The following is a 25,805-nucleotide window of genomic DNA, read 5'->3' on the forward strand; positions in this document are numbered from 1 at the left end:
GTACCTATTGCTTTCGGGTATCCAGCATTTTGCATTCTGTCGAAGACAGTGGGCGCTCATACATGTAGAACAGGAGTGGGAAGAGAATGTACTGACGATAGAAGGAAATTATTTGCATGAGAAAGTAGATAATCCCTTTACGAGAGAGAAAAGAGGTGACACTCTTTACGTCAGGGCATTACCGATCCATTCACAATATTTGGGCATTAGTGGCATATGCGATATGGTTGAATTTATTCAAGACAGTGGTGGTGTCCCGCTCGATAAAGAAAAAGGTTTGTATCGAGTAAAACCTATTGAATATAAGCGAGGTAAACCTAAGACGCATGATGCCGATATTCTTCAGCTTACAGCTCAAACGATTTGTCTAGAAGAAATGCTTGGAACTCACATTGAGGAAGCGGCGCTCTTTTACCATGAAGTAAAGCGCCGGGAGCCGGTAACAATAACGGAAGAAATGAAGATGCGAGTGAAAGAAATAACAAAGGAAATGCACCATTATTATAAGCGGCGCCATACGCCGCGTGTCAAGACAGGGAAACATTGTTTACACTGTTCCCTTCGTCATCGATGTCTTCCTGAACTACTCGAACGTGAGAAGGTATCAATTTATATGGATAGGATGTTGGCGGAATGAAACAATTGCTAAATACCGTATATGTTTCTGATCCAGAAGTATATCTTGCCTTAAAGGGAAAAAACCTAAATCTATTGAAAGCGGATGAATCTTTAGCGCGTATTCCATTGCATAATATTGAAGCAATCTGTACGTTTGGACATCAAGGAGCTAGTCCGGCTTTAATGAGTGAATGTATGAAGCAGAACATCAACTTAACATTCTTTACAAGCAGCGGTCGGTTTCGGGGACGTGTCACTGGTGAACTGAATGGCAATGTGACTCTCCGAAAAAAACAGTATCGAGTTTCAGAAAATGAAGAGGAGTGTGTCTGTATTGCCAAAAACATGATCATTGGCAAGATTTTCAATAGTGAACAACTTCTGAAACGTACAATAAGAGACCATGCATTAAGGGTAAACGGTGACCGAATCAAAGAGATCATTGTGAGACTACGAGATGCGAGAAAAGTAGCAAGTAAATGTAATGATTTAGATGCACTGCGAGGAATCGAGGGTAACGCGGCAAGTGCATACTTTAGTGTTTTTGAAGAATGTATTTTGCAACAGAAAGATATCTTCTTTTTTAAGGGCCGGAATCGGAGACCGCCTTTGGATCCTGTGAATGCTTTACTTTCTTTCACCTATTCACTACTTGCAGCAGAAACAGCGGCAGCGCTTGAAGGAGTTGGATTGGATTCGTACGTAGGATTTCTGCATAGAGATCGGCCTGGGCGTACTTCGCTTGCACTTGATTTGATGGAAGAATTGAGGCCTCTAATCGCTGATCGATTTGTTCTTAAATTAATTAACCGTCAGCAAATAAGCAGTGATGATTTTATTGTGAAAGAAAACAAAGCGGTGATTTTGACGGATGAAGCTCGACGATCGTTTTTACAATTATGGCAAAAGGAAAAACAACAAATGATCACTCATCCATTTTTAAAGGAAAAAGTTTCTTGGGGGCTAATTCCGCATATACAAGCATTATTATTGGCTCGTTTCTTACGCGGTGATCTTGATGCCTATCCTCCTATTCTAATAAGGTAGGTGTTGTAAAATGTTAGTACTTGTTACTTACGACGTTCAGACTTACACAAGCAGCGGCAAAAAGCGCTTAAGAAAAATTGCAAAGAAATGTGAAGAATACGGTGTACGTGTGCAAAATTCAGTTTTTGAGTGTATTGTAGATAGCACTCAATTACGTCAATTAGAGATTGCATTAGAAGAAATCATTGACCCCGATGTTGACAGCTTACGTTATTACCGTTTAGGAAATAATCATGATAAAAAAGTAAGACATGTTGGTGCAAAGCCATCAATTAAGGTAGAAGATCCGCTTGTGTTCTAATGTGCGAACCTATAGTGAACATGAAAACCCGGGGAGGTTCGCGCATAATTTGCATGATAATCTATACTTTTTTGTTTTAATAGGTATAAAATGGATAGGGATATTTGAATTATATATGTATAAACACAAGATATAGAGCTATAGTGTTTCTTGTGTCTATATCTTGCGGTCGCTCTCTTTATAGAGAGCGTGGATTGAAATTTGATTGAAAATGTTTTAGCAGCTGTTCCTGTAATGTCGCTCTCTTTATAGAGAGCGTGGATTGAAATTTCCGGATCTGGATTAGTTGGCGTTGGAGCTTTAGGTCGCTCTCTTTATAGAGAGCGTGGATTGAAATATACGTCCTCATGATGATAAAAACAAGTCTAGGGTCGCTCTCTTTATAGAGAGCGTGGATTGAAATCATAGATTAAACCTTCTGTAATGCACCCTGTACGTCGCTCTCTTTATAGAGAGCGTGGATTGAAATCAAATTGTTTGCATATAATCACCTCATACTTATTATCGTCGCTCTCTTTATAGAGAGCGTGGATTGAAATCTTTTTCGTCCACAACGGTGCACTTAGTTTTAGGTCGCTCTCTTTATAGAGAGCGTGGATTGAAATAAATACTTGTCTTCGATGATTAACAGATCGGCATATTGTCGCTCTCTTTATAGAGAGCGTGGATTGAAATTCTCGCTTCGCTGAGTGCTTTGTACCGACCTGCAGCGTCGCTCTCTTTATAGAGAGCGTGGATTGAAATAGCTGGTACATATTTGTGGAGGATCTTTGTGATGTCGCTCTCTTTATAGAGAGCGTGGATTGAAATTTTGAAAATTTTTAAGTCATTATTGGTGACAATATCGTCGCTCTCTTTATAGAGAGCGTGGATTGAAATCGATTTGCAAGATTTTATGGAGTTATTAAACCATCAAGTCGCTCTCTTTATAGAGAGCGTGGATTGAAATCAATTTTGTCGAAGGTCAACCGCATTAAGATATACGTCGCTCTCTTTATAGAGAGCGTGGATTGAAATAATCGCTTCACCTCCCCAATTAGCCACAAAATTCGTCGCTCTCTTTATAGAGAGCGTGGATTGAAATTTGACGTTAAATACGAAGCTAATTTTGTTTGTGAGTCGCTCTCTTTATAGAGAGCGTGGATTGAAATCGGTTGTGAAATACTCGCTATTTAGGTATGAAAGAGTCGCTCCCTTTATAGGGGACGAGGATTAAAAAGAGAATAAGAATGTTCAAAGAGCCGGATGAGTAAATGAAAAGGATTAGAAGCCGTTCAAAAGATAGTCCCCTTAATTATGCAGTTTACAAAGTATCGTTTTATAAAAATCCTTTCAAAATCAAATCTCAATCAAAAACGAAAGAATCATCGGTCTTCTTTTCGTTCGCTCAAATAACAAACTCTCCACCGACTTCTTTACACTCTGTCTGATAGCCGTTCGTTTACTGCCGTGTATCGAGCTCAAATTAGTGACCGTGGTTTTAACAATTTCATTGACTTCTTTAATGAGTTCCTTCGCATCGGGTTCATAAACAAAGCCTCGCGAGATGGTATCTGGTTCAGAAATAAGTTGACCATCCGTTTTACTAACCGTAATCACAATGATGAGCATCCCTTCTTCTGACAGGACTCTTCGGTCACGCAGCACAATATTACGCACATCTCCTACACCTAATCCGTCAACAAACACACGGCCAGCATGAACTCTTCGTGTTTGATATGCCTTAGTACGATCGACATCCACTACATCTCCGTTGTTGATTATAAAAATATTTTCTCGGTCCACGCCTACAGATTCGGCCAGTTGCTTATGCTTATAGAGCATTCTATATTCTCCGTGAATGGGAATGAAATACTTCGGTTTCATCAGTGTAAGCATGAGCTTCAGTTCTTCTTGGTTTGCATGGCCGGAAACATGCATACCGGTTGAACCGCCTGAGCCATAAATTACATTCGCTTTCAGAAGATATAAATTATCGATAATCCGTGAAACATTCTTTTCGTTACCCGGGATAGGGGACGAAGCTAAAATAACGGTATCGTCTGGAAGTATTTCTACATGCCTGAAATTGGAACTCGACAACCGCGACAAGGCTGCCATCGGTTCACCTTGACTGCCGGTGCATAAAACGGCGACTTTTTCAGGGTCCATTTTACCTATCTCGTATGGTTCGATCAACATATCGTCAGGGATTCTCAAATGCCCAAGTTCCGTGGCAACGCTTACCACATTTATCATGCTTCTGCCTAGTAAAGCGAGTTTTCTACCCGTTTTTTGTGCTGCATCGACGACCTGCTGAACACGGTGTACATTGGATGCGAACGTAGAGATAAAAACTTTTTTCTGTGCCTTTCGGAATTCTTCTTCAATATGTCCTCCGACCGTTATTTCCGAAGGGTTAAATCCAGGGCGCTCCGCATTGGTGCTTTCAGACAGTAATACGAGCACACCGTTTTTTCCGATTTCCGCCATCTTGTGAATGTCTGGCGCATCATTATTCACAGGGGTTAAATCAAACTTAAAATCCCCAGTATGAACAACTGCCCCAATAGGTGTATGGAAAACGATTCCTACACAATCGGGAATACTATGATTTGTCCTGAAAAACGAAATGTCCACGTTTCCGAATGATAACTTAGATGCTGCGTGGAAGATTGTTAATTCCGTATGACGAAGCAAACCATGTTCCTTCAATTTAAGGTTTATTAACCCAGCTGTTAATTCCGTTGCATACACGGGGATATTCAGCTGCTTTAAGAAATAGGGGATGCCTCCAATATGATCTTCATGTCCGTGTGTAATGATAAGAGCTCTGACTTTGTCTTTATTTTGTTGTAAGTACGTAATATCTTGGATAATCAAATCAATTCCCAGAAGACTTTCGTCAGGAAATTTTGAGCCGCAATCAATAACAAAGATATCATCTTCATATTGCACTACGTACATATTTTTCCCGATTTCATTAATCCCGCCTAAAGCAAAAATCGACAAAGTATTTTCGAGATTGGTCATTAGTCGTCTCTCCCTATGTTTCATGAATACCTTAAGTATGTCCGTTCATAGGGAATTTATTACTTTCCGACAGAAGACGCCCACTTCAAGGAATGTGTAGGGCGTAGCCCAATGGGTAAGTGGGTGATAAATATCGGTTGGCGCTAGCCAAAGAGTATGTCAGTCGGTTATAATGAGAACGTACATTCTTTTTGGTGGAGGTGAATTTCATGCTGATCCACAAAGCTTATCGGTTTCAAATTCATCCGAACAAAGAACAACGTATTTTAATCGCAAAAACCATTGGCTGTAGCCGCTTTGTTTTTAACCACTTTTTGGCTAAATGGGACAGCACGTATAAAGAGACAGGGAAAGGACTCTCGTACACTACCTGTTCCGCTGAACTAACTCAGTTAAAAAAGCAAGAACGTACCATTTGGTTAAACGAAGTGGATAGCATTTCCCTTCAATCTTCCTTAAAAAACTTGGCTGACGCTTATACAAGACTTTTCAAAAAACAAAACAAAGCACCCCGCTTTAAATCAAAAAATCATGATGTTCAATCGTACACAACAAAACAAACAAATGGCAATATCGCAATCGTTGGCAACAAAATTAAACTCCCTAAGTTGGGCATGATAAAATTTTCGCGAAGTCGTGAAGTGAAGGGTCGAATCATGAATGCAACGATTCGACATACTTCTTCGGACAAATATTTCGTTTCGATTCTTGTGGGAACAGAAGTACAAGAAGTACCTAAAACGAATTCCTCCGTGGGTGTTGATGTGGGTTTGAAAGAGTTTGCAGTCTTATCAGATGGCACAGTGTATAACAATCCCAAGTACTTTCGTTCATTAGAGAAGAAGTTAGCGAAAGCGCAACGGATTCTCTCAAGACGGAGAGAACTAGCTATCAAAAGAAAATGTAAGCTAAGTGAAGCGAGAAATTATCAAAAACAACGTGTGAAAGTTGCGCGTATCCAGGAAAGCATTGCGAATAAGCGAAAGGATTACTTGCATAAACTCTCAACCGATATCATCAAAAACCACGATGTAATCGGAATAGAAGACTTGCAAATCACTACTATGCTTAAAAATCAAAAATTGGCTAAATCAATTAGCGAAGTTAGCTGGTCACAATTTCGTACAATGCTTGAATATAAAGCGAAGTGGTACGGCAAACAGATTGTAGTCGTAGGAAAAACATTCCCATCGAGTCAACTTTGTTCGAAGTGTGGAGATCGAAACAAAGACGTTAAGAATCTGGCTTTGCGTGAATGGAGCTGTCTGAAATGTGGAAGTCATCACGACCGAGATCTTAACGCAAGTATAAATCTTGAAAAGGAAGCGAACAGACTTCTAACCGCAGGGGCTGCGGGGATAGCCTAATCAATAACTGGCGGTTACGCCGGTGATCTTAGGAATCTCTCACTTCTAAACGTAGTGAAAGTGGTAGTAGTTCAATAATGGAACAAGTGACATATTCCTCTTAGGCGAATTTGATTCAGTGATGAGAGTAGTACCTTTTGTTGCATTTTTGCCTGCAATAGTTTGAGTAATCCCATTTATTCAGTGAAGTCTAATCACATAAAAAAGAGGCTGGTTATGTCCAAGCCTCTTATCTTGTACGCTATTATATTGATTCAAGATTCATGGAGGAGTCTACCCGACTTGCCAAGGACGATTTGCTTTTACCTTTGTTTGCTTCTGTTTTGCACCTAGTTCATCCCGAGTCATTCGTTGCGGTTCCATCCCTTTCTCGATCTTCGAGCTGAGCTTACGAGAAAGGGTGAAGAGGTGAGGCGCAAAATAAACTCTGGCAGCTTCCGATTTACAAGTAGGACATTCTGTATTCTCCCTGTTGCCGGACATGGAATTGAAGAACAGCGTGAATTCTCCACAACCTGGACAACGAAATGTGTAGTTTGGCAAGATTTACCCTCCTATTATTTCGGCATAATGTCTTGATCAAAGATTTGTGTTGGGATCGCAATCGTGCAACAGGCATTTGGAATATCCACGATGCCGTTAATTCGACCTTCCACAGGTGCTGAGCTTAAAAGCATAAAGGCTTGTTCACCTGTATAGCCAAGCGTTTTTAAATACTCAATGGCATTTAAGCAGGCTTTTTTATAAGCGAGATTAGCATCCAGATAATGTTGTTTTCCTGTACGATCGTCTACGGAAATGCCTTGGAAAACTAAGAAATCATTATAATTCGGTTCAACAGGTCCTGGTTGGAATACGGGATTTTCCTTGATCTTATATTTCTCCATACCCCCTTTAATCACATCCACTTTTAATTCGATCCAGCCTGACATTTCGATGCCGCCACAAAATGTGATCTCTCCATCGCCTTGAGAGAAATGCAGATCGCCGACGGACAGTTTGGCGCCGTCCACAAATACTGGGAAGAAGATTCTAGAACCTTTGGAGAGATTCTTAATGTCGCAGTTTCCTCCATTTTCACGAGGCGGGACTGTACGCGCGCCTTCTTTTGCGATCCGGTCAAACTCCGCGCCTTCCAAATGCCCTAACACTACACTTTCTTCGGAGGGGGGATTTGCAAGTGCGGGAACTCGATTAGGATCCGTATCAATTAAAGCTTGTTCGCGTTCGTTCCATTTTTGTAATAGTTCCATTGAGGGAGCGACTCCAATCAAACCTGGATGAATGAGACCCGCAAATTTGACACCAGGCACATGGCGGGACGTCGTATAAATGCCTTCGAAATCCCAAATCGATTTGGCGGCCTCTGGATATTCATCTGTTAAGAAGCTGCCTCCGTTTTCTTTCGCAAAAATCCCATTGAACCCCCATTCTGATTCTTGATGGGCTCCGACATCCAAAATATCAACGACGAGCAAATCACCAGGCTCCACGCCATTGACGTAGACAGGACCGCTTAATACGTGGACACGAGTAAGATTAACGGTGCGAAGGTCTTCTGCACTGTCATTATTATGGATCTGTCCATCGGTCCATTCTTTACAATCCATTCGAAATGCGGTTCCCGGTTCTACTGAAAAAACAGCAGGAATATCAGGGTGCCAACGATTGTGTCCGGGTTGCTCTTGTTGTTCCATAGGTTTGCTTAAATCGAGTCTGTACTTATACTGTGCCATTATCAAATTCCTCCTAATTAAATAAATTGCGCAAGCATTACCATGTCAACATATGTGAAGTTGTCCCACGTTTATGACTGCAATAGTGAGAATGACTGTGGTGGAGGAAATATGCGGCATGCGGTTACTTCGTTTCAATGCTTTTCATTCTCATCTGCTATTTATTCCCCAAGAAATACTGGCCTGTATGTTTACGAGTGTGTTTCTATTAATAAGTCCTTCAAGTATAGTATAATTCAATACAAATCATGTAATTGCTTCGAGGGGTGAGGTGTATCGATGTTCTTAAAGATAAATAAGCAATACTATATCCGGGCTGCGGAGCATACGATGGAAAGCCCGCATACAGAAGAGTTGATTTGCCGTGTCTTATGAGAAAAAACTTATGGCCATGAAATCGCTAGTGAAAAAAACGACAGTCGTGCAAGAGTCGGTTGAAACGTTTACGAAACCGCCGGCGCCATCATATGAAAAGAGATGGCTGACGACGGGACTGGAAAAAATCGAAAATGACTTAGGTATCGTTTATAAGCGTGTCATTCATTATCCGCTTACCTATATGCATGGCGATATTTGCTTAGGGGACATACAAGAGAAGTTGACCAATTGGATGGAGACTGGATATGCTCATCCGCTTGCTCCTTCTTCTGATCAGCTGCTCTTTTTCGATACCGAGACAACTGGACTTAAAGGGGCGGGAGCGATAATTTTTTTGATTGGGTTATTGGAACTGAAATCGGATGAATTCGTCATGACACAGTACGTGCTGCCGAATCCAGATCACGAAGCAGCGTTTCTCTATGCATCAAAACTTTGGCAGGAAGGGCTGACGCTTGTCACTTATAATGGAAAGAGTTTTGACTTTCCGCAATTGCAGACACGTTGGTCGCTGCATAGAAAACAGCTCCCTAAGTTGCCGGTTCCAAAGCAAATTGATCTGTTGCATGGTTCGCGGCGTATTTGGAAAGGCGAAATGGACTCTTTCAAACTTACGGAAATCGAGCGCAAACAGCTAGGCTTTCATCGGAAAGATGATATTCCAGGGCATATGGCGCCGATCATCTATCAGGATGCCGTGAAGAATGGGCGGGCTGAAATCTTGATGAAGGTTATGTGGCACAATGAATGGGATATTCTTTCCCTCGTCACGCTGTTCAGTCTTTCTTCTGACATGATTTTGCAGGAGGAGAGTAAACCAACTGCTCAAGTCGCAACGAATATCGCCAAATGGTTCAAGGATCTTGGTTTGACTGAGCGTAGTTTTGCCGAGCTGGAAAGAATCGCAGAAGTGTACGGATCGAGTTATCCGCTGACACATTTTCATTTAGGGTTTCTATTGAAGCGATATAGAGAGTACGATCGTGCGGTCCAATCATTTGAAATCGTAGCTTCGAGTGGAGAAGGCCGGGAACAAATACTTGCCTATGAAGAATTGGCGAAATTATATGAACATAAGCTGAAAGATTTCCCGCTGGCGGTTGATCGAATTAACAAGGGGAAATCTTTGCTCGAACAACAAAATAAACTATCCAAACGCTTTATTGATAGCATGCAGAGCGCCTTTTCCAAGCGGGAAATACGCGTGAAGAAGAAACTATTTCCCGGGCAAGCGCAGAAACCGACAAGAGAGTCTTAAGGACCTTCTCAATTAAGACAAAGAATGACATGATATGCTATAATGACCGTATGGGATCACAGACGGAGGGACGTTTTGTCATGGAATTAAAGTTAGATTCAAAGAAGATTTTAGAGAAAGAATTTAAAACAGCAATGCGCGGATATAAACAAGAAGAAGTGGATTTATTTTTGGACGATGTAATCCAAGATTATGAGACTTTCAAAAAAGAAATCGCGCAACTTACAGAAGAAAACGAACGGTTGAAAGCGTCAGCAAGTACTTCGCAGCATAGAACGTCTGCGCCGACTCCTCAACCAACGAATTTTGATATCTTGCAGCGCCTATCCAACTTGGAAAGACAAGTTTTCGGCAGCAAGCTGTCTGATAACTGATTTTCTTTAAATTGGAAATGACCAGTTTGAACGAAATCATTGATAGCCGGGATGAATTGATGTATACTAAAGAGTACCATAGAGTCTATTCAGGTAATCGCTGCAATTTTATTGTAGAGGAAAGTCCATGCTCACACGGTTCTGAGATGACCGTAGTGTTCGTGCTCGGTGAAAAAATAAGCCGGGGCAATGCTTTTGCATTGATGGCGAGAATAAATCCTAAGTCTTCGGATATGGATGAGATTCTCTGAAAGTGCCACAGTGACGTAGTTGGCATGGAAACATGTCAAGTGGAACGGGTAAACCCCACGAGTGAGAAACCCAAATTATGGTAGGGGCGCTCTTCCGAAAGAATTCAATGGAGGAAGGGACAGGCAATTGTCTGTAGATAGATGATTACCGCTTCAAGTACGAGGTGCAAACCGTTTGAGTACTGAAGAACAAAACATGGCTTACAGAATATTCTATGGTTTACATCACAATTAGCTCTCCTATAGTATTGGGAGAGTTTTTCTTTTGTACAGAAGGTTTGCTAATCGCATTTATTTGACATAATACTGAGAAGAGACCGATTGAAAAGGCGATACATAAGGAGGGAAGGTAATGGTAAATGAGTCTGATTTCTTTCAAATAAACCCTGCCTTCCCGCCAACAATTTATAATACAATTATTGAGGAAATGAAACAAGGCGTTTTCGTTACAGATGAAAGTAAAAACCTGCTTTTTGCTAACTCTGTTTTCTTTACACTGACCCATTACAATAATGAAGATCCGTCCATGCTTCAGCTTTTTCCGGCAACATGGCAACATGATATTTGGGAAGAAGCTGAAAAGACAGGGTATTGGGAAGGCGGTCTGCCGTTTGGTGAAAATGGAGAAGATGGAGACGTCAAATTGTTCTTCCATTTGGATACCACTAATGACCAGGCATATTATTATGGAATTTGCCGACCCGCTTCCATGATAAACCAGCCGCCATCAAAAGGCGATGGCTGTACAGATCCTTTGACGAAAATTGGAAATCGTAACTATTTGACGAGTCAAATGGACAAGCTATTCTGTGGTGATCCCGAAAGAAAGAAAATGCACGCTGTGTTATTTTTAGATTTGGATCGTTTCAAACAAGTCAATGACACGATGGGACATTTCGTCGGAGATGAATTATTGAAAGAGTTCACACGAAGAGTGAAGAAAATTCTTAGGAAAAATGATTTGTTTGCCCGGTTAGGCGGCGATGAGTTCGTTATCGTTCAAACAGACATTAAGCATGAAGGGGAAGCAGTGCTCTTAGCGGATCGGATCTTTGAAGCGATTGAGCAGCCCTATCACAGTGCCTCCTATGAAGTCGGGATGTCGACTAGTATCGGAATTAGCTTATATCCGAAAAATGGTACCGACAGAGAGAGCTTAATGAGAAAATCAGATGTCGCCATGTATGAATCCAAGCGAAAAGGCCGTAATCGACAGACGCTGTTTGAGCAAGATTTGGAGGAGCGCATTGCCAAGCTTCAAGAGCTGGAACAAGATTTGATTGGCATGGTCGAAAATAAGGACTTTCAGTTACTGTATGAGCCGAAACTTCATCTTGGGACAGGTGTGTTCCGCGGTGCGGAGATTTCGTTGCGATGTGGCGGATGTAAACAATCGGTTACTACACTGAGGGATTCCTACGAGGAACTGGTAGAGATGGGTCTTGATATTCCGATTACCAACTTGGCCATTGAGAGGATTTGCGAGGACCTTTCCCGTATGCCGGAAGCTGTACGTTTGCGCACAGTGATTGCCGTCGATATTTCGAGCATGTACTTCACGCATCCTCAGTTCATCCAAAATGTTTGTGGAATTCTCGGACAATTTGATGTTAAGCCTGAAAATTTTGAATTAGAATTGGATGAAAAGGTTATTATGCTAGATGAAGAGCAATCCATCCATAAGTTAAGGACCTTGAAAAAGTTGGGGTTTCATCTGCTGATCGATCATTTCGGTTACGGTTATTCATCAATTCCTTTGCTGTCAGATAGCTCTATCGGGCATTTGAAACTAGATCGTAATCTAGTGAAACGGCTATCGACTGAAGAAGATCAATGGAAGATTGCTCAGGCGATTAAAGCGATGGCTGGGGCTTTAGAGATTGACTTGTCTTTTGAGGGTGTAGATGACGTTAGCCAATCTGAGCGGTTGCGCGCGTTAGGCTGCAGCTATGCACAAGGAACATATATAAGTAAACCTCTGGAGTTTGATGAATTTCTTCATCTGATCCAGTAACGGAGAATGGAGTTTTTATTGTGAGTGAATATAAATTGATTGCTACAGCCGCAATGGGGCTGGAGTCGATTGTAGCATCTGAGATAAAAGATCTTGGGTATGATTGCCAGACCGAAAACGGAAAAGTCTTCTTCAATGGAGATGCAGAAACGATTGCCAGAGCCAATATGTGGCTTCGTGTGGGAGATCGGGTTCGCGTGGTGGCTGGTGAATTTAAAGCTTATACATTCGATGAGTTATTTGAGCGGACGAAAGCGATTCCTTGGGAACAGTTCCTGCCGGTTGATGCCGCTTTTCCGGTTTCAGGAAAGTCGGTCAAATCGAAGCTGTTCAGTGTGCCGGACTGCCAAGCGATTGTGAAGAAAGCAATTGTGGAGCGGTTGAAGATCGCGTATAAGCGCATTGGCTTCTTGGATGAATCAGGTCCTCTCTTTAAATTGGAAGTTTCAATTTTGAAGGATAAGGTAACAATTACGATCGATTCGAGCGGTTCCGGATTGCATAAACGCGGCTATCGATTAGGACAAGGAGATGCGCCTCTTAAAGAGACGATGGCTGCAGCACTTGTGAAATTATCGAAGTGGAGTCCGAGTCGCCCGTTCGTGGATCCGTTTTGCGGTTCGGGAACGATTCCAATTGAAGCGGCGATGATTGGACAGAATCTTGCGCCTGGCTATAATCGTTCATTTTTAAGTGAAGAATGGCCTTGGATGAAAGCGCAAGTATGGGATCGCGTCAGAGAAGAAGTGGAAGACGTAGCGAAGTACGACCAAGAGCTTGATATCCGCGGTTACGACGTCGATGGTAAAATGATTTCAATAGCTCAGCAAAATGCGGTGGAAGCCGGTTTTGCAGATTTGATTTCATGGCAGCAGCAAGACGTCCGGGATTTGCACATTGAAGGACAAAATGGTGTCCTCATTGCCAATCCGCCATATGGAGAGCGACTTGGCGAAACAGAGGAAGCGGAAGATATAGCAGAAATCCTTGGGTCAATTATGGAGCATCACCCATCCTGGTCCGTCTATATTTTATCTTCACTCGAAAACTATGAGACGATGTATGGGAAAAGAGCGACGAAAAAACGTAAACTATTTAACGGCTTCATCCGCACTGATTATTATCAGTTTTGGGGACAGCGCGTATAACCATATCGAAATCGATGGGAAGAGGAAAGCACTCCTCTTCCTTTCGCTTGCATTCAGGGAGGAGTCAGTATGAGTACAAAAATTCCATTTCAATTAGTGAAAGACCAAACGTTCTTTGAATCACTGAATGATTGGTTGGGCGATACATTATATGATGATTTGACGGAAAAAGGGTTCGAATGCCGGGATGAGCAGATTTATATGGCTTTTCAAATCGAACAAGCACTTAAGGACAAAAATGTGTTACTGGCGGAAGCGGGTGTGGGTACAGGGAAGACGATTGCCTATTTGCTTCCAGCCCTTGCATATGCACGCTATACAGGAAAGCCTGCTGTGATTTCTTGTGCAGATGAGACGTTGATCGATCAGTTGATCAAAGAAGAAGGCGACATTCAGAAATTGAGTCAGGCACTCGATTTATCGATCGATGTACGATTGGCCAAAGCGCGAAATCAGTATATTTGCCTAAAGCGTCTAGAAGAGACAAGTAATCGAACAGACGAACAGTTTGTTGATTTAGTTGAAGATGAGCTGCCTGATTTTATCTATGCCGATCGTTCGTTGCAGTCTGTTTTTCCATATGGAGTGCGTTCCGACTATCCATATTTGAAAGATGAAGAGTGGGAAATGATCAATTACCATCCGATTCAGCAATGTGCGGCGTGTGATATCCGTAATCGTTGCGGACAGACGATTCATCGTAATCACTATAGAGAAGCAGTGGATTTAATCATTTGCTCGCATGATTTTTATATGGAACATCTGTGGACGAAAGAATCGAGAGTGCGTCAAGGACAGTTGCCATTGCTGCCAGAAGTATCGATGGTGGTCTTTGATGAAGGACACCTGCTTGAGTATTCGGCGCAGCGGGCATTGACTTATGAAGTGCAGGAGCAGACGATTGTCCAATTGCTTGAGCGCATCATGGTCGATGGCATTCGGGAGAAGTCTCTGCAGTTGATGGAGCAATTATTGGATGTCCATGAACTGTTCTTTAAGCAATTACGAGAGCATGCGACGCAAAATGATAATGAGCGTTTGACGATTAACAAGAACGATGAAATGATGAGACTAGCTAAGAGAGCCGTCTCTTTATCGAACGAACTTCTTGAGGAATTCGTCTTTGAGGGTGAATTGTACGTCATTCCGGAATACGATCTGAAAATAGTGGAGGAGTATTTGGAGCAGTATATTTATTCGATGGAATTATTTGCTGATCAGAATGACGCTGTAGATTGGTTGGAAAATCGACGTGATGAAAGTACTTTGCTGATCATGCCGCGACTCGTGACGTCTATTTTGAAAGAAAAGTTATTCACTGGCGAAATGCCGATCGTTTTCTCTTCCGCTACGTTATCTGTTGAGAAATCGTTTGATTACTTGGCATACAGTCTCGGAATTGAGTCGTATCAGTCGTTTTCCATTGAATCGCCTTTTGATTATGAGAATGTGATGAAGATCCATTTGGAACAAGGTGTACACGAAGACAACATCGAGCGCTTGTCAATGCTTCTTTCAGAGGAAGAGCAAACTTTAGTATTGTTTAACTCTAAGCAATCGATGATGGAAGCCTATGAAAAACTGCCGTTAGAGCTTCAAGTGCTAGTTGCTTATGAAGGAGAGCGTTCGCTGTCTTCATTGGTGAAAGACTTCCAGCAGCGCAAGGTCCAAGTCTTTTTCTCCTATCATTTATGGGAAGGTTTAGATCTTCCGAATGAATCCCTGACGCGTGTCATCATCTTTGATCTGCCGTTCCCGCCGAAAGACCCGTTGTTTGAAGCGAGAAGACAATACGCGGAAGATGCATTTGATGAAGTGGATCTACCATTCATGCTGTTGCGGCTTCGTCAAGGAATCGGCCGGCTGATCCGGACGAGTGAGGATGCGGGTTCTATTCATTTATTCGTTGAACCGGAGAGAAGTGAGTTACTGCCTGTGATAGAAAGAGTTTTACCTGTACCATTTTCATGAAGAATAGCAAAAGGCACAGACGTTGAATAATCAATGTCTGTGCCTTTTTTATTTAATTTACGACGCAGTCAGCTCTCGTCATCTATCGTCAGTAAAAGATTCAATACCTCGCCATCTTCAAATTTCACGGGAATTTTAAAGGCTTGTTGGAAGCCATAAAACTTCGTATGCCCGGTTAAAACAGTGGGCGGTGAAATGTCGAGTGTCAATTCATCGTTTTCCAGTATTGTACAGAGATTGCCGGCAATCATATTCCCGAGTTCTCCGGTAAAAGACTCGGCCATTTCTCCTTCAATATTCATACCAAACATCGCTAGGCCAATTTTATCAATAATGCCATGGGTAGGTTCTACAATAAGACGCCCTTTCATATCTCCGATCAAACCAATGAGCACACTGATTTCGCGCTGTTCATAGGGTTGCTTGATCAACGAAGGAGAGAGGACATCGAATTTTATCGGAACGACAGTAGTCAGTGAAGAAATAGTAGCGTTTAAGACTTTTTGCACGTTATTTGCAGTGCTCACGAATAAAGACACCCTTTCAGAAAATAGTAGTAGTTCAATCATATCATTAAAGGGTCGAAAAGCCTACTTAAAAGTTGTAGACTCAAATAAAAGTAAGCTTCTATTTTTTCAATCATTAATGGTATGATAGGGTGAGTTATAAGTGAAAGGACGACGATTATGTCTACAAACCATGTATTTTTACAACAGTCTGCCACCTATGGACAGATTTTCTCTACCAATGAAGATGATGAACGAAAAGGAAAAATCACATTACTCGCAAATAAAATAATTGAGAAAGAATATACAATTGCGTTCGCAGGTCACTTTTCGGCAGGTAAATCATCTACAATCAATGCGTTGACTGGCGATGATCTATTGCCTTCAAGCCCGATCCCTACAAGTGCGAATATTGTAAAGGTACATAAGGCGGATGAAGATTTCGCGATCATCCACCGTGTAGATGGGAGTGCTGTGAAATTCAGCGGGCACGGTTTCTCGGAAGCCGTCAAAGAATTCAGTAAAGATGGAGCGGCTGTTTCACTGGTAGAAATCGGCCATACCGAATCCAAATTGCCGGAAGGAATCACAGTAATGGATACGCCCGGGGTGGATTCTACAGATGATGCACACCGACTATCCACGGAATCCTCTTTGCACTTGGCGGATCTAGTGTTCTATACGATGGACTACAACCACGTACAATCCGAAATGAATTTCCGTTTCACGAAAGAATTGATGCGCTATAACAGCAACGTCTACTTGATCATCAATCAAATCGATAAGCATCGGGAAAGTGAATTGTCTTTTGATGCATTCAAGAAATCAGTAGAGGATTCGTTCAAGCTGTGGGGCGTGGAGCCGAAAGGGATTTTCTACACGTCATTGAAAGAGCTTGAACATCCGCATAATGATTTTGAAAAAGTAAAAGCGATCGTGGATGGCTCAATTGAACACCGCGAGGAGAATTTTGAACAAAATATCGATCAATCCCTTCATAAGCTGAAAGACGAGCATATGAGTTTCTTGCAGCAACAGCTGGATGACGTTAAAGAAAACAATCGCGATATCGTTATGGACAATGAATGGAATCAATTCGAGGAGCTTAATCGAGAGTTGAAGGAAGCAAAAAAACGGATGGAGCTTCTGTCTGGAGATGAATTCTACGTCAATTTTGAGAAAGAGCGCAATGAATTATTATTAAGCGCCGGACTCGGGCCATTTGAAACAAGAGAATTGCTGAAGGATTACTTGGAATCAAAATCTCCGAAGTTTAAGGTAGGACTTTTATTCGGCGCGAAGAAAACTGCCGAGGAGCGCGAAAAACGCCGTCAAAAATTGAAGGAAAATATCACGGGACTGGCCCATACACAAATTGAAATCTATATGAAGACGTTGATGAAAGACTCTTTGAAGCAAGCGGGAATCTTGACGGATGAACGGTCAATGGAAATCGATTCCATGGATCTGTCATTGCCTTTTGATGAGGTAGATGAGCAGCTTCATGTGGCGGAAGTCATTACAGGAGAGACCATCCTGAATTATACGGAACAAATGAAGCGTGCAATCCATTTAGTTTATAAACGTAAGACCGACGCATGGAAGGAAGAAATGTCCGTCATTGCGAAATCAGTTGGAGGCGAACAGTCTGCACCGCTTGCTCTTGCAATTCGGTCACTTCAGGAAAAAGTCGATGCGATCAACGAAATGAACAAGTGGCAAGAGCGTATGCAGTGGGTGGATAAAGAGATCGGGAATCCGTCTGCACCTACACGCATTGGTAGAGACAAATTGCTAGAAGAATGGGAAAAGCCAAAACAGATTGAGATCATTGACTATGTGGCGGGTTCGGAAAAAGAAGAATCCGTATCGACTGAAGTAGTCGAACAAGAAGAAGAGGAACGCCAATTTGTCGATTCCGAAAAAGCGATCACCTACGCCCAACATATTGCACAATCCGTTGAGACGATTCCAGGCTTTGCGGAAACGGCGTTATACTTGCAGACGAAAGCCGCCCGATTGAAAGGGCAGGAGTTCACCGTTGCATTATTCGGGGCATTCAGTGCAGGGAAATCTTCATTTTCCAATGCGTTGATCGGGGAAAAGGTGTTGCCGGTGTCACCGAATCCAACAACAGCGGCAATCAACCGAATCCGTCCTGTCAGTGAAACGCATCTGCATAATACAGCGGACGTTCATTTGAAAAATGCTGCAACGATGACGGAAGACGTAGCATTGTCATTTGAAGCTTTGGGTATTCATATTTCGACTCTTGAAGAAGCGTTCGCGAAGACGGATGAAGCATTGAAACAGCCGCTCGAAAATGAAAATTTGCATATCCATAAGTCATTCATCCAAGCGTTCAAGAAAGGCTATTCAGTATATACATCCGCGCTCGGTACGACGTTGACTGTAGAGCGGGAGGAGTTCACAAAGTTTGTAGCACAGGAAGAACGCAGTTGTTTCGTAGAATCGATCGATTTCTTCTACGATTGTCCGCTGACACGCCACGGAATCACACTCGTTGATACGCCTGGAGCGGATTCAATCAACGCCCGCCACACCGACGTGGCGTTCGAATATATTCGTAATGCCGACGCGATCTTATTTGTGACGTACTATAATCACGCATTCGCTCGCGCAGACCGTGAGTTCCTGATCCAGCTCGGACGTGTGAAAGACGCGTTTGAACTCGATAAGATGTTCTTCATCGTCAATGCTATCGACCTGGCGTCGAACGAAGAAGAATCCGAAGAAGTAAAAAGCTTTGTGGCCAATGAACTTCAGAAGTTCGGTATTCGTAACCCGCGTGTTCATGGGATTTCAAGCCTTGAAGCGCTTGAAGGTAAATTGAATAAACAGCCGAATCCTTTAATGCAGCATTTTGAAGAGAAGTTCTATGCATTCCTTGAGCATGATTTGCGTGCGCAAGTCGTTCAGGCATTGGAAGAGGAAACGACGAAGACGATTGACCGTCTCGCTTCATTGATCGACCGGACAATTCAGAACCGTTCACGTAAGGCAGAACGATTGGAAGAGTTGGCAATTGCTGAACAAGCGATCAAGCAACGCTTTGAGAAGAGCGCCAGCGAAGTGTTAGTGAAAGCGACACAGGATGAATTGAGCGAACTCGTCTACTATATTTTACAGCGTGTGTTCTTGCGTTTCGGGGATTTCTTTAAGGAAGGGTACAGCCCATCGACATTCGCTAAGAATTCTTCCGACCGCGCGTTGAAAATCGCTTTGGCGGAAACAGTCGAAATGGTTGGGTTTGACTTGACTCAAGAATTGAAAGTGACGAATTTGCGGATTTTGCAATATATGAAGAAGCAATTGCTGGAACGTCAACGTATGGAAGTTCGTTCATTAGCGGACATGGATCAGTCCATCGTACCTTCTCCATATGAGCCGAACGACAAAGAAATGCTATCGTTTGAAACGCCTTATGAGAACCCGACAGTATACAGCGCGGCCAATAAATCATTCAAGAATCAAAAAGCGTTTTTTGAGCGCGGGGACCGGGATATACTGAAAAACAAGCTGGAAGAGGCATTGAAGACCGATGCGTCGAAGTATTTAGGTGAACAGAAAGAACGTATAGAAAAATGGGCGGATCTATGGATTGAAGATGAAGCGGAAGCATTACGTCTTCATCTGTTGCAGGAAAGTCTTGTGCAAATTGAATCGGAACGCACATTGCTCGATGGTTCGGAGCAACTGGAACACTGGCAAAGTATTTATGAAAAAATACGTTTGGAGGAGCTGGCTCAATAATGCATGTATTCGTATCGGCTAAAGATGTTGACGTGGAGCAAGTGAAATGGATCGATGCACGGTTTTCCCTTCAAAATCCAGACTACGGAATTGATGAATATAATAAAGAGCATATCCAAAATGCCGTTCATTGGGATTTAGCAGAGAACCTCTCCGCTGAATCTGTCTCCGGCGGTCGGCATCCGCTGCCGGCAAAAGACAAATTGACAGAGCTGTATCGTGCAAGCGGCCTACAGTTAGAAGATACGATTCTGATCTACGATGATGGGGGTAGTCCATTTGCCGCACGTGCTTGGTGGATCTTACAATACGGAGGATTTAAAAATGCCCGTATTTTGCTTGAAGGCTATGACCAGCTGAAGGAGATAGGTTGCGCGGTCGATCGGGAGACGTTTGTATCGCCTGCACAGTCATCTGTTCAGCCGGAATGGCAAGATCATCTATATGCGATCAGAAGCGATGTAAAACAAGTGGTTGCTAGAGAACAGGACGCAGTGCTGCTGGATGCACGTGCTCCTGAACGGTACCGCGGTGAAAAGGAACCGATTGATCATAAGGCAGGGCATATTCCGACGGCCCGCAATTTTAATTGGGAAGATTTAAAAGAAGATGGCCGTTATGACGTGCAAGCTGCAGAAAAACAGCTCCAGCAAATGGCAGCGCCTGACGATAAAGTGATTGTCTATTGCGGCAGCGGCGTGACGGCGTCTCCTTTATTCGCTGCACTTACAGAGCTCGGTTATTCGGACGTCCGATTGTACGTAGGCAGTTTCAGTGACTGGATCTCAGAAGATGACGCCCCGATCGAAACGTCGTGAAGATGGGAGTTGACAAAATTGCAGTATGCATTACTAGGTGATATCCATTCATCGATCGAAGACCTGAAAGCCGTGTTAGGACATATTTCAATTGAGGCACCGCATGCTGAGGTCATTGGCTTGGGTGATTTATATGAATGTACAGTTAGCAAGAAAGATCTGCGCGGGCAGATTTATCCGTCTGTAAATGAAGTGATCAAACATCCGGAAGGCTTCGATAAGTTATTAACTTTCCCGTCTGTCTACGGCAATCAAGAAGAGCGGATTTTGTTGCTTACGGAACATGCGGAGCCGCTGCGTGATTATCTCCATGACCTGTCCGAGACTCTTTCGGCAGGGGAAGCCGTCATCATACACGGGCATCAATGGAACTCAGACGAGAGAAATGCCTGGCTGAACGCGCAAATACCAGACAAAACAATCGTCTTCCACGGGCATACACACCGCGCCGGCTACACGCGAGATCAGCAAGAAATGTTGATTTCAGGACGCGGCAAAATTTCGCTGTCTGGAAAGCGAAATATTGTCAATGTTGGCGCTGTTGTCGGGTCAAGGGAATGGGTACTGTTTAATGCGGAAGAACGTACGGTGCGGTTTATGAGAGCACAAAGAGGATAAGGGGATTAGGCAGTGGAAAAGAATTGGGGGAGTGGTAAAGGCGCCGTTGATCTACGTTCCAGGCGGACGCTTTCCGCGGGGCTCGCGGTGAGCCTCCTCGTCGCTTCGCTCCTGCGGGGTCCCACCTGTCGAGCTAATCCCGCAGGAGTCGCCGCATTCCACTACGATCAACTTGCGTATTTTCCTAATGTTAGTGGGTTGCAAGTCCATTTAGAGAGAGGTAAAAGGGCAAGAAGTAATATCTCAAAAAGAATGCAAACTTCTTTGTCTATGGTTACAGATACACATACTTTATACAGCGAGCTTTACTATGTGCTAGAACGTACTGTTTTGGGATTTGTGAGGAAGACGGGGCGACTCCGAGAGGATCAGCGTGAGTCTTGAGACCCCGGACTGAGCGAAGCGAAGGAAGCGGCTCAAGCCACGCCCTCCGGAAAGCATCCCCGTCTGGAGCGCAAATCCCAGGACCGCAAGCCCATGTTTCTCCCATGCTAAATCATTCTGATGCTTGTCTTTAAGCTAGGCTAAGGACCTTAACCCTTAGCCTTTTTTTGTTGGAGTATCGCCTGCCGAGCGAGGACATCTGCTGTTTTGTTTGTGTGATCGGGGATCCACTTGATGAAAAAGAAATCAAACTGCTCCGTGAGTTTCATTGCCTTTTTTAAATAAGGAGCGTACTCCTCGTTCTTGATAAACTCCTTTTCCATCGCCTGAACAACGACATTGGAATCCGACCTGACAGACACCATGCCGCTCGTCAGCTTCACTGCTTCTTCCAAACCTCTTAAAAGCGCTTGGAATTCTGCATTGTGATTGTTCGTTGGTTCGATTGGTTCACTGATTTTCACATCGTGTCCTTCGCCTTTAATGTAAACGCCAATTCCGCTCAATCCTGGATTTCCTGCGCTAGCGCCATCTATGTATATTTCCAACACGGTCTTCATCGCTCCTCTCTGGAAATGAATGGGGAAGACTCAGTAAAAGGTTGCAACATTCCATAAGCCCACCTAAAATAGAAGAAAGAAAGGTGGGAGTTCTTTTCTAATGAATAAAGTAATGGTCATGAAAGATATCAATCAATTGCTCGATATATATTGTGAAGGATGCTATGTCAAAAGACAACTGATAAAGGAACGCGGAAAGACAGGAGCTCACCAATTTTGCATATCCGAATGTACAATCGGCGACCAACTGAAGTTTTTAGGGTCAGAAATCAATAAAATTGGCACATCTTCCAAATGATTAAATAGAAAAAGCATCCCGCATTTTACGCGTGGATGCTTTATTTATCTTCATTCAGCTGAAATTCCATAATGATTGAGTGGAATTGCTCTGCCTGCCGAGCTGTCTTTAAACTTCTTCTTCGAGTGTAGATACATTTGCCGCCTGAGGACCTCGGTTCCCTTCAATTACTTCGAAAGAAACAGTTTGACCTTCAGCAAGTGTCTTAAATCCATCTGTTGCAATTCCTGTGAAATGGACAAACACGTCTTCACCATCATCTGCTTCGATAAATCCATAACCTTTGTCACTGCTGAACCACTTCACTTTACCTTGGTGCATGTAAATTCCTCCTCGGCAATTCAGAAATTCATAGCGGCCATATAAAAGTATTGGAAAGCAAAATAGCCCCAACATACCTATATAGCTCCCTACACTATACATGAACAGTTACATCAGGTCAACGATGTAAAGATAAATTCCGAAGAATTTTCAATCGATTTGTACTATTTGGAACAAGGTATTGGTTTTTAGGCTTTTCACCACTATAATGAATAAGTGTTCATTGACTAGGGAAGGAGAGCAATCAAATGAAAATAGTCAAAACGCTTATTCAAGTGGTCTTTCTATATCTATTTTTCATGCTAGGGGATTTTTTGCGTCAAAGGCTGTCGATTCCTCTGCCTGGTAGCATTATTGGATTATTGATTTTATGGGGATTGCTATCATTCCGAATCATTCCGCTTAATTGGGTGGAAAAAGGTGCATACGTTTTTTTATCCACATTGCCGCTCTATTTGATACCTGCAACGGTCGGTGTGATGAATTACGGTCATGTCTTTAAAGGGAAAGGCCTGCTGCTTGTTGTCATCACAATCGTCAGCACGTATATCACAATGGCTGTGGCTAGTCTTGTGAGTCAATCGATGGCGAAACGTAATGAGAAAGATGAGGTGGAGCTGTCATGAATTCATTTTTATTGGCACTCGCGATGATCCTCTTGACGGTGATAATGTATTTCATAATGAATGCATTGTACGTAAGGCTACGATCACCTTTTTTGGTGCCGATCCTAACAACTACCATCGCAGTGATAGTCACTTTAACGATTTTCGATGCTTCCTATAATACATATATGGTTGGAGGAAAGTGGATCGATGCACTTCTCGGACCAGCAATTGTTTCTCTTTGTATTCCATTATATAAACAGCGTGATTTGATTAAGAAAAATTTATTGCCGATCGCAAGTGGAGTGGTCGTTGGGGGAGTCGTCGGAATGGTGACAGGCGTTTTAGCAGCGCGGCTTGTCGGGTTTTCAAATGTACTTCTCGCTACAATTTTGCCTAAGTCGATCACTTCGCCAATCGCGATGCAAATTGCCGAAGGACTCGGTGGCGTTCCTTCGCTCGCTACGGTTTTTGTCATTATTGCCGGCTTGGCTGGAATCCTAATAGGCCCGCAATTGAATCGACTGTTGAAGATCGATACAGCGCTCGGACAAGGCATCGGTCTTGGTGTGGCAGCGCATGCCATCGGTACTTCTAAAGCTCTCGAATACGGCGAACAGGAAGCTTCTATGAGCTCGGTTGCCATGACGTTATCGGCGATCATCGGTGCGTTGGTGGGTCCGTTGTTTGGTTTCATACTGTTCCCATAAAAAGCGGAATTCCTATTCGACTAGGAATCCCGCTTTTTTCAATGCTTGCTCTGCTTCGATGAGTTGCTCTTCTCGGGGAGCTGAGATAGTATGCAAATGAATGCCACTTTCATCCAAATTCAGTAAATAGGGTGCATTCGCTTGTTGAATCTGCTGGATGAACGCCTTCACTTCCTGGCGATTGGAGACCATGATGGAGGCACGGACATCGCCATATACGAGATGCTCCACACGAACATCTTTCACTGTTACTCCGTGATCTACGAGAATATTCAATTCCTCTTCCGTTGCTTCAGGTTCATGACGGCAGACGATGATCTTTTCATACTCTTCTGCTGTTTCAGGCAGGGCAGTGTAGAGATATCCTTGATTCGTCGCGATGATCGGCTGTTTTTTCGCCTTCAGTAAGTTAACGTCGCTGACAATGACCTGCCGGCTGACATTAGTCAGTTCTCCTAACTCGCGTCCTGTAATAGGACGTCCTGCTTCTTGTAACGTGCGCAAAATGAGTTTTCGACGCTCTTTTCCCAATACTTTTTCTTTATTTTGCAATTAAATCACCTGCTGTCAGTGTTTTTTGTTTTGTTCTTTCGCAATTTCCACCAAGCAATCTGCCAATTGTTGAACAGTTTTTCCGGTGGAAGACTGTCCAAATGAAATACGGACCAATCCTTTCGATAGATGAACTGGAATCTGCATAGCATTCATCGTGGTCGAAGACTGTTGTTTGCCGACCTGGCAAGCACTTCCTGTCGATACCGCAAATCCGCGTCTATTCAATTCTAACATAATCAGCTGGCCTTCCGAATGATTGACACGCAATCCGATAATATGCGGCAACTGTTCTGCAGCTTGATCCGAACCGAAAAAAGTAAAAAATTCTTTATGCGGCAACAACGCATTGAAAAATATAGTCCGGAGTTTTTGGTAATGGGCGAGGTTTCCCGTTTCTTCTGCCAATTGTGCTGCTATCAGGAATGCTGCAATACCGGGAACATTGACCGTCCCCCCTCTGAAGCCTTTTTCTTGGACAGTCCCTGGGAATAGCGGCACAGCACGCAAGCGCGGATTGATATACAGTGCACCAACGCCTTTTGGACCATAGATTTTATGACTGGAAACAGAAAGACTGTCAACATATGGTGTGATGTCCTGCACATTCAACTTGCCGAATGATTGAACGCAGTCACTATGTAAGAGAATCCCTTTTGGCTGCAATGTCTCATAGATGGAGCGGATCGGCTGAATGGTTCCGATCTCCGGGTTGCAATGCTGTACAGAAACGACGATCGTCCGCCCGTTGATGGCGTTTTCCAATGCTTGCAAGTCTATGAAGCCGTCAGCGGTAAAAGGAATGGTCGTAATGTGGAACCCTTGATCTGCAAGATACTCTGCTGCGGAATGAAGAGAAGGATGCTCTGCGGCAGTCAAAATAATATGATTGCCTTTATGCATATTAGCCTGTGCGAGGGAAAGCAGAGCAAGTGAATTACTTTCGGTCCCTCCAGACGTGAAATACAAACCTTCCGAATGAACACCTAAAATAGCGGCCAGTTGTTTCCGGCATCGTTCCAGTACGTTTTGAGCCATGCCGCCCGCGTCATGGAGACTCGTCGTATTGCCGAACTGATACTGTGCTGTAGATAAATAAACTGCGGCAGCTTCCTTGTGAAGGGGAGTCGTAGCTGCGTAATCGAAATACTTCAATGTACATACCTCCTAGTTTAATTGTTTTA

General features: G+C 43.2%; 23 protein-coding genes, 1 other RNA gene and 1 CRISPR repeat array. Of the genes, 16 read left to right on the top strand and 8 right to left on the bottom strand.

From position 1 onward, the window contains the following. Window positions 1-7 precede the first annotated feature (7 nt). The 3 genes from cas4 to cas2 are packed head-to-tail and all read left to right on the top strand — an operon-like array spanning window position 8 to window position 1,966. Window positions 8-637, top strand: coding sequence for a CRISPR-associated protein Cas4 (gene cas4 / locus MKX97_RS06795; protein WP_342537238.1), 630 nt, complete (start codon window positions 8-10; stop codon window positions 635-637). Continuing rightward, a complete protein-coding gene (cas1c, locus tag MKX97_RS06800; protein WP_340758707.1) occupies window positions 634-1,665 on the top strand; it encodes a type I-C CRISPR-associated endonuclease Cas1c in 1,032 nt (343 codons plus the stop codon). The genes cas4 and cas1c overlap by 4 nt, the downstream gene beginning before the upstream one ends. Before the next feature lie 10 nt (window positions 1,666-1,675). Beyond that, the gene (cas2, locus tag MKX97_RS06805) at window positions 1,676-1,966 is read left to right on the top strand and encodes a CRISPR-associated endonuclease Cas2 (RefSeq protein WP_340758708.1); all 291 of its coding nucleotides are present in this window, start codon (window positions 1,676-1,678) and stop codon (window positions 1,964-1,966) included. Between the two features lie 168 nt (window positions 1,967-2,134). After that, window positions 2,135-3,185: a CRISPR direct-repeat array (repeat unit 33 nt; unit sequence GTCGCTCTCTTTATAGAGAGCGTGGATTGAAAT). 119 nt (window positions 3,186-3,304) lie between these two features. Here cas2 and MKX97_RS06810 read toward each other — a convergent pair. Continuing rightward, window positions 3,305-4,978 (bottom strand): ribonuclease J, encoded by a 1,674-nt coding sequence (locus tag MKX97_RS06810; protein ID WP_342537239.1) that lies wholly within the window; start codon window positions 4,976-4,978, stop codon window positions 3,305-3,307. A 209-nt stretch (window positions 4,979-5,187) separates the two neighbouring features. On the opposite strand from MKX97_RS06810, the gene tnpB reads away from it, so the two are divergent. Next, window positions 5,188-6,345 (top strand): IS200/IS605 family element RNA-guided endonuclease TnpB, encoded by a 1,158-nt coding sequence (tnpB, locus tag MKX97_RS06815; protein ID WP_342537240.1) that lies wholly within the window; start codon window positions 5,188-5,190, stop codon window positions 6,343-6,345. A 273-nt stretch (window positions 6,346-6,618) separates the two neighbouring features. Here tnpB and MKX97_RS06820 read toward each other — a convergent pair whose 3' ends face one another. Continuing rightward, window positions 6,619-6,888 (bottom strand): zinc ribbon domain-containing protein, encoded by a 270-nt coding sequence (locus tag MKX97_RS06820; RefSeq protein WP_078816488.1) that lies wholly within the window; start codon window positions 6,886-6,888, stop codon window positions 6,619-6,621. A 14-nt stretch (window positions 6,889-6,902) separates the two neighbouring features. Beyond that, window positions 6,903-8,081, bottom strand: coding sequence for a formamidase (gene fmdA, locus MKX97_RS06825; RefSeq protein WP_078816489.1), 1,179 nt, complete (start codon window positions 8,079-8,081; stop codon window positions 6,903-6,905). Between the two features lie 385 nt (window positions 8,082-8,466). Between fmdA and MKX97_RS06830 the strand changes: the two genes are divergently transcribed. The 6 genes from MKX97_RS06830 (at window position 8,467) to MKX97_RS06855 (ending at window position 15,475) form a co-directional block, all read left to right on the top strand. Beyond that, window positions 8,467-9,717: a ribonuclease H-like domain-containing protein gene (locus MKX97_RS06830; protein WP_340758712.1), complete on the top strand. Its 1,251-nt coding sequence runs from the start codon at window positions 8,467-8,469 to the stop codon at window positions 9,715-9,717. An 80-nt stretch (window positions 9,718-9,797) separates the two neighbouring features. Continuing rightward, the gene (gpsB, locus tag MKX97_RS06835; protein WP_040758157.1) at window positions 9,798-10,091 is read left to right on the top strand and encodes a cell division regulator GpsB; all 294 of its coding nucleotides are present in this window, start codon (window positions 9,798-9,800) and stop codon (window positions 10,089-10,091) included. A gap of 85 nt (window positions 10,092-10,176) precedes the next feature. After that, window positions 10,177-10,551: RNase P RNA component class B (gene rnpB / locus MKX97_RS06840), an RNA gene on the top strand. A 143-nt stretch (window positions 10,552-10,694) separates the two neighbouring features. Beyond that, the gene (locus MKX97_RS06845; RefSeq protein ID WP_342537242.1) at window positions 10,695-12,356 is read left to right on the top strand and encodes a diguanylate cyclase; all 1,662 of its coding nucleotides are present in this window, start codon (window positions 10,695-10,697) and stop codon (window positions 12,354-12,356) included. A gap of 20 nt (window positions 12,357-12,376) precedes the next feature. Then, window positions 12,377-13,504, top strand: coding sequence for a class I SAM-dependent RNA methyltransferase (locus tag MKX97_RS06850; protein WP_009497079.1), 1,128 nt, complete (start codon window positions 12,377-12,379; stop codon window positions 13,502-13,504). A gap of 69 nt (window positions 13,505-13,573) precedes the next feature. Next, the gene (locus tag MKX97_RS06855; RefSeq protein WP_342537243.1) at window positions 13,574-15,475 is read left to right on the top strand and encodes an ATP-dependent DNA helicase; all 1,902 of its coding nucleotides are present in this window, start codon (window positions 13,574-13,576) and stop codon (window positions 15,473-15,475) included. 68 nt (window positions 15,476-15,543) lie between these two features. Here the strand turns inward: MKX97_RS06855 and MKX97_RS06860 are convergent, their stop codons facing one another. Next, complete coding sequence (locus MKX97_RS06860; RefSeq protein ID WP_078816494.1) at window positions 15,544-16,002, bottom strand: chemotaxis protein CheX; 459 nt, start codon at window positions 16,000-16,002, stop codon at window positions 15,544-15,546. A gap of 159 nt (window positions 16,003-16,161) precedes the next feature. Here MKX97_RS06860 and MKX97_RS06865 point away from each other — a divergent pair, with 159 nt between their 5' ends. The 3 genes from MKX97_RS06865 to MKX97_RS06875 are packed head-to-tail and all read left to right on the top strand — an operon-like array spanning window position 16,162 to window position 21,191. Next, window positions 16,162-19,755 carry a dynamin family protein gene (locus MKX97_RS06865; protein WP_342537244.1) on the top strand — a complete coding sequence of 1,198 codons (3,594 nt, stop codon included), beginning with the start codon at window positions 16,162-16,164 and terminating at the stop codon, window positions 19,753-19,755. Further along, window positions 19,755-20,573 (top strand): sulfurtransferase, encoded by an 819-nt coding sequence (locus MKX97_RS06870; protein WP_342537245.1) that lies wholly within the window; start codon window positions 19,755-19,757, stop codon window positions 20,571-20,573. Before MKX97_RS06865 ends, MKX97_RS06870 begins: the two co-directional genes overlap by 1 nt. Window positions 20,574-20,591: 18 nt before the next feature. Beyond that, window positions 20,592-21,191: a metallophosphoesterase family protein gene (locus MKX97_RS06875; protein ID WP_176132459.1), complete on the top strand. Its 600-nt coding sequence runs from the start codon at window positions 20,592-20,594 to the stop codon at window positions 21,189-21,191. A gap of 533 nt (window positions 21,192-21,724) precedes the next feature. On the opposite strand, the gene MKX97_RS06880 is transcribed toward MKX97_RS06875, so the two are convergent. Next, entirely contained in the window at window positions 21,725-22,126 is a 402-nt protein-coding gene (locus MKX97_RS06880) for a reverse transcriptase-like protein (RefSeq protein WP_221835079.1), read from the bottom strand. Window positions 22,127-22,235: 109 nt separating this feature from the next. On the opposite strand from MKX97_RS06880, the gene MKX97_RS06885 reads away from it, so the two are divergent. Next, window positions 22,236-22,433: a zinc-finger domain-containing protein gene (locus tag MKX97_RS06885; protein ID WP_078816499.1), complete on the top strand. Its 198-nt coding sequence runs from the start codon at window positions 22,236-22,238 to the stop codon at window positions 22,431-22,433. A 108-nt stretch (window positions 22,434-22,541) separates the two neighbouring features. On the opposite strand, the gene MKX97_RS06890 is transcribed toward MKX97_RS06885, so the two are convergent. Then, window positions 22,542-22,754 (bottom strand): cold-shock protein, encoded by a 213-nt coding sequence (locus tag MKX97_RS06890; RefSeq protein ID WP_078816500.1) that lies wholly within the window; start codon window positions 22,752-22,754, stop codon window positions 22,542-22,544. Window positions 22,755-23,002: 248 nt separating this feature from the next. On the opposite strand from MKX97_RS06890, the gene MKX97_RS06895 reads away from it, so the two are divergent. Both MKX97_RS06895 and MKX97_RS06900 read left to right on the top strand, forming a co-directional pair. After that, a complete protein-coding gene (locus MKX97_RS06895) occupies window positions 23,003-23,380 on the top strand; it encodes a CidA/LrgA family holin-like protein (RefSeq protein WP_342537246.1) in 378 nt (125 codons plus the stop codon). Next, window positions 23,377-24,069, top strand: a complete 693-nt coding sequence (locus tag MKX97_RS06900) for an LrgB family protein (RefSeq protein ID WP_342537247.1) — start codon at window positions 23,377-23,379, stop codon at window positions 24,067-24,069. The genes MKX97_RS06895 and MKX97_RS06900 overlap by 4 nt, the downstream gene beginning before the upstream one ends. A 12-nt stretch (window positions 24,070-24,081) precedes the next feature. Here the strand turns inward: MKX97_RS06900 and MKX97_RS06905 are convergent, their stop codons facing one another. Next, window positions 24,082-24,621: a transcription repressor NadR gene (locus MKX97_RS06905; RefSeq protein ID WP_078816503.1), complete on the bottom strand. Its 540-nt coding sequence runs from the start codon at window positions 24,619-24,621 to the stop codon at window positions 24,082-24,084. A 15-nt stretch (window positions 24,622-24,636) separates the two neighbouring features. After that, window positions 24,637-25,776 (bottom strand): IscS subfamily cysteine desulfurase, encoded by a 1,140-nt coding sequence (locus MKX97_RS06910; RefSeq protein WP_342537248.1) that lies wholly within the window; start codon window positions 25,774-25,776, stop codon window positions 24,637-24,639. Window positions 25,777-25,805 lie beyond the last annotated feature (29 nt).

Origin of the sequence: Sporosarcina sp. FSL K6-3508, from assembly GCF_038615825.1 — a bacterium.
Lineage (GTDB): Bacteria > Bacillota > Bacilli > Bacillales_A > Planococcaceae > Sporosarcina > Sporosarcina newyorkensis.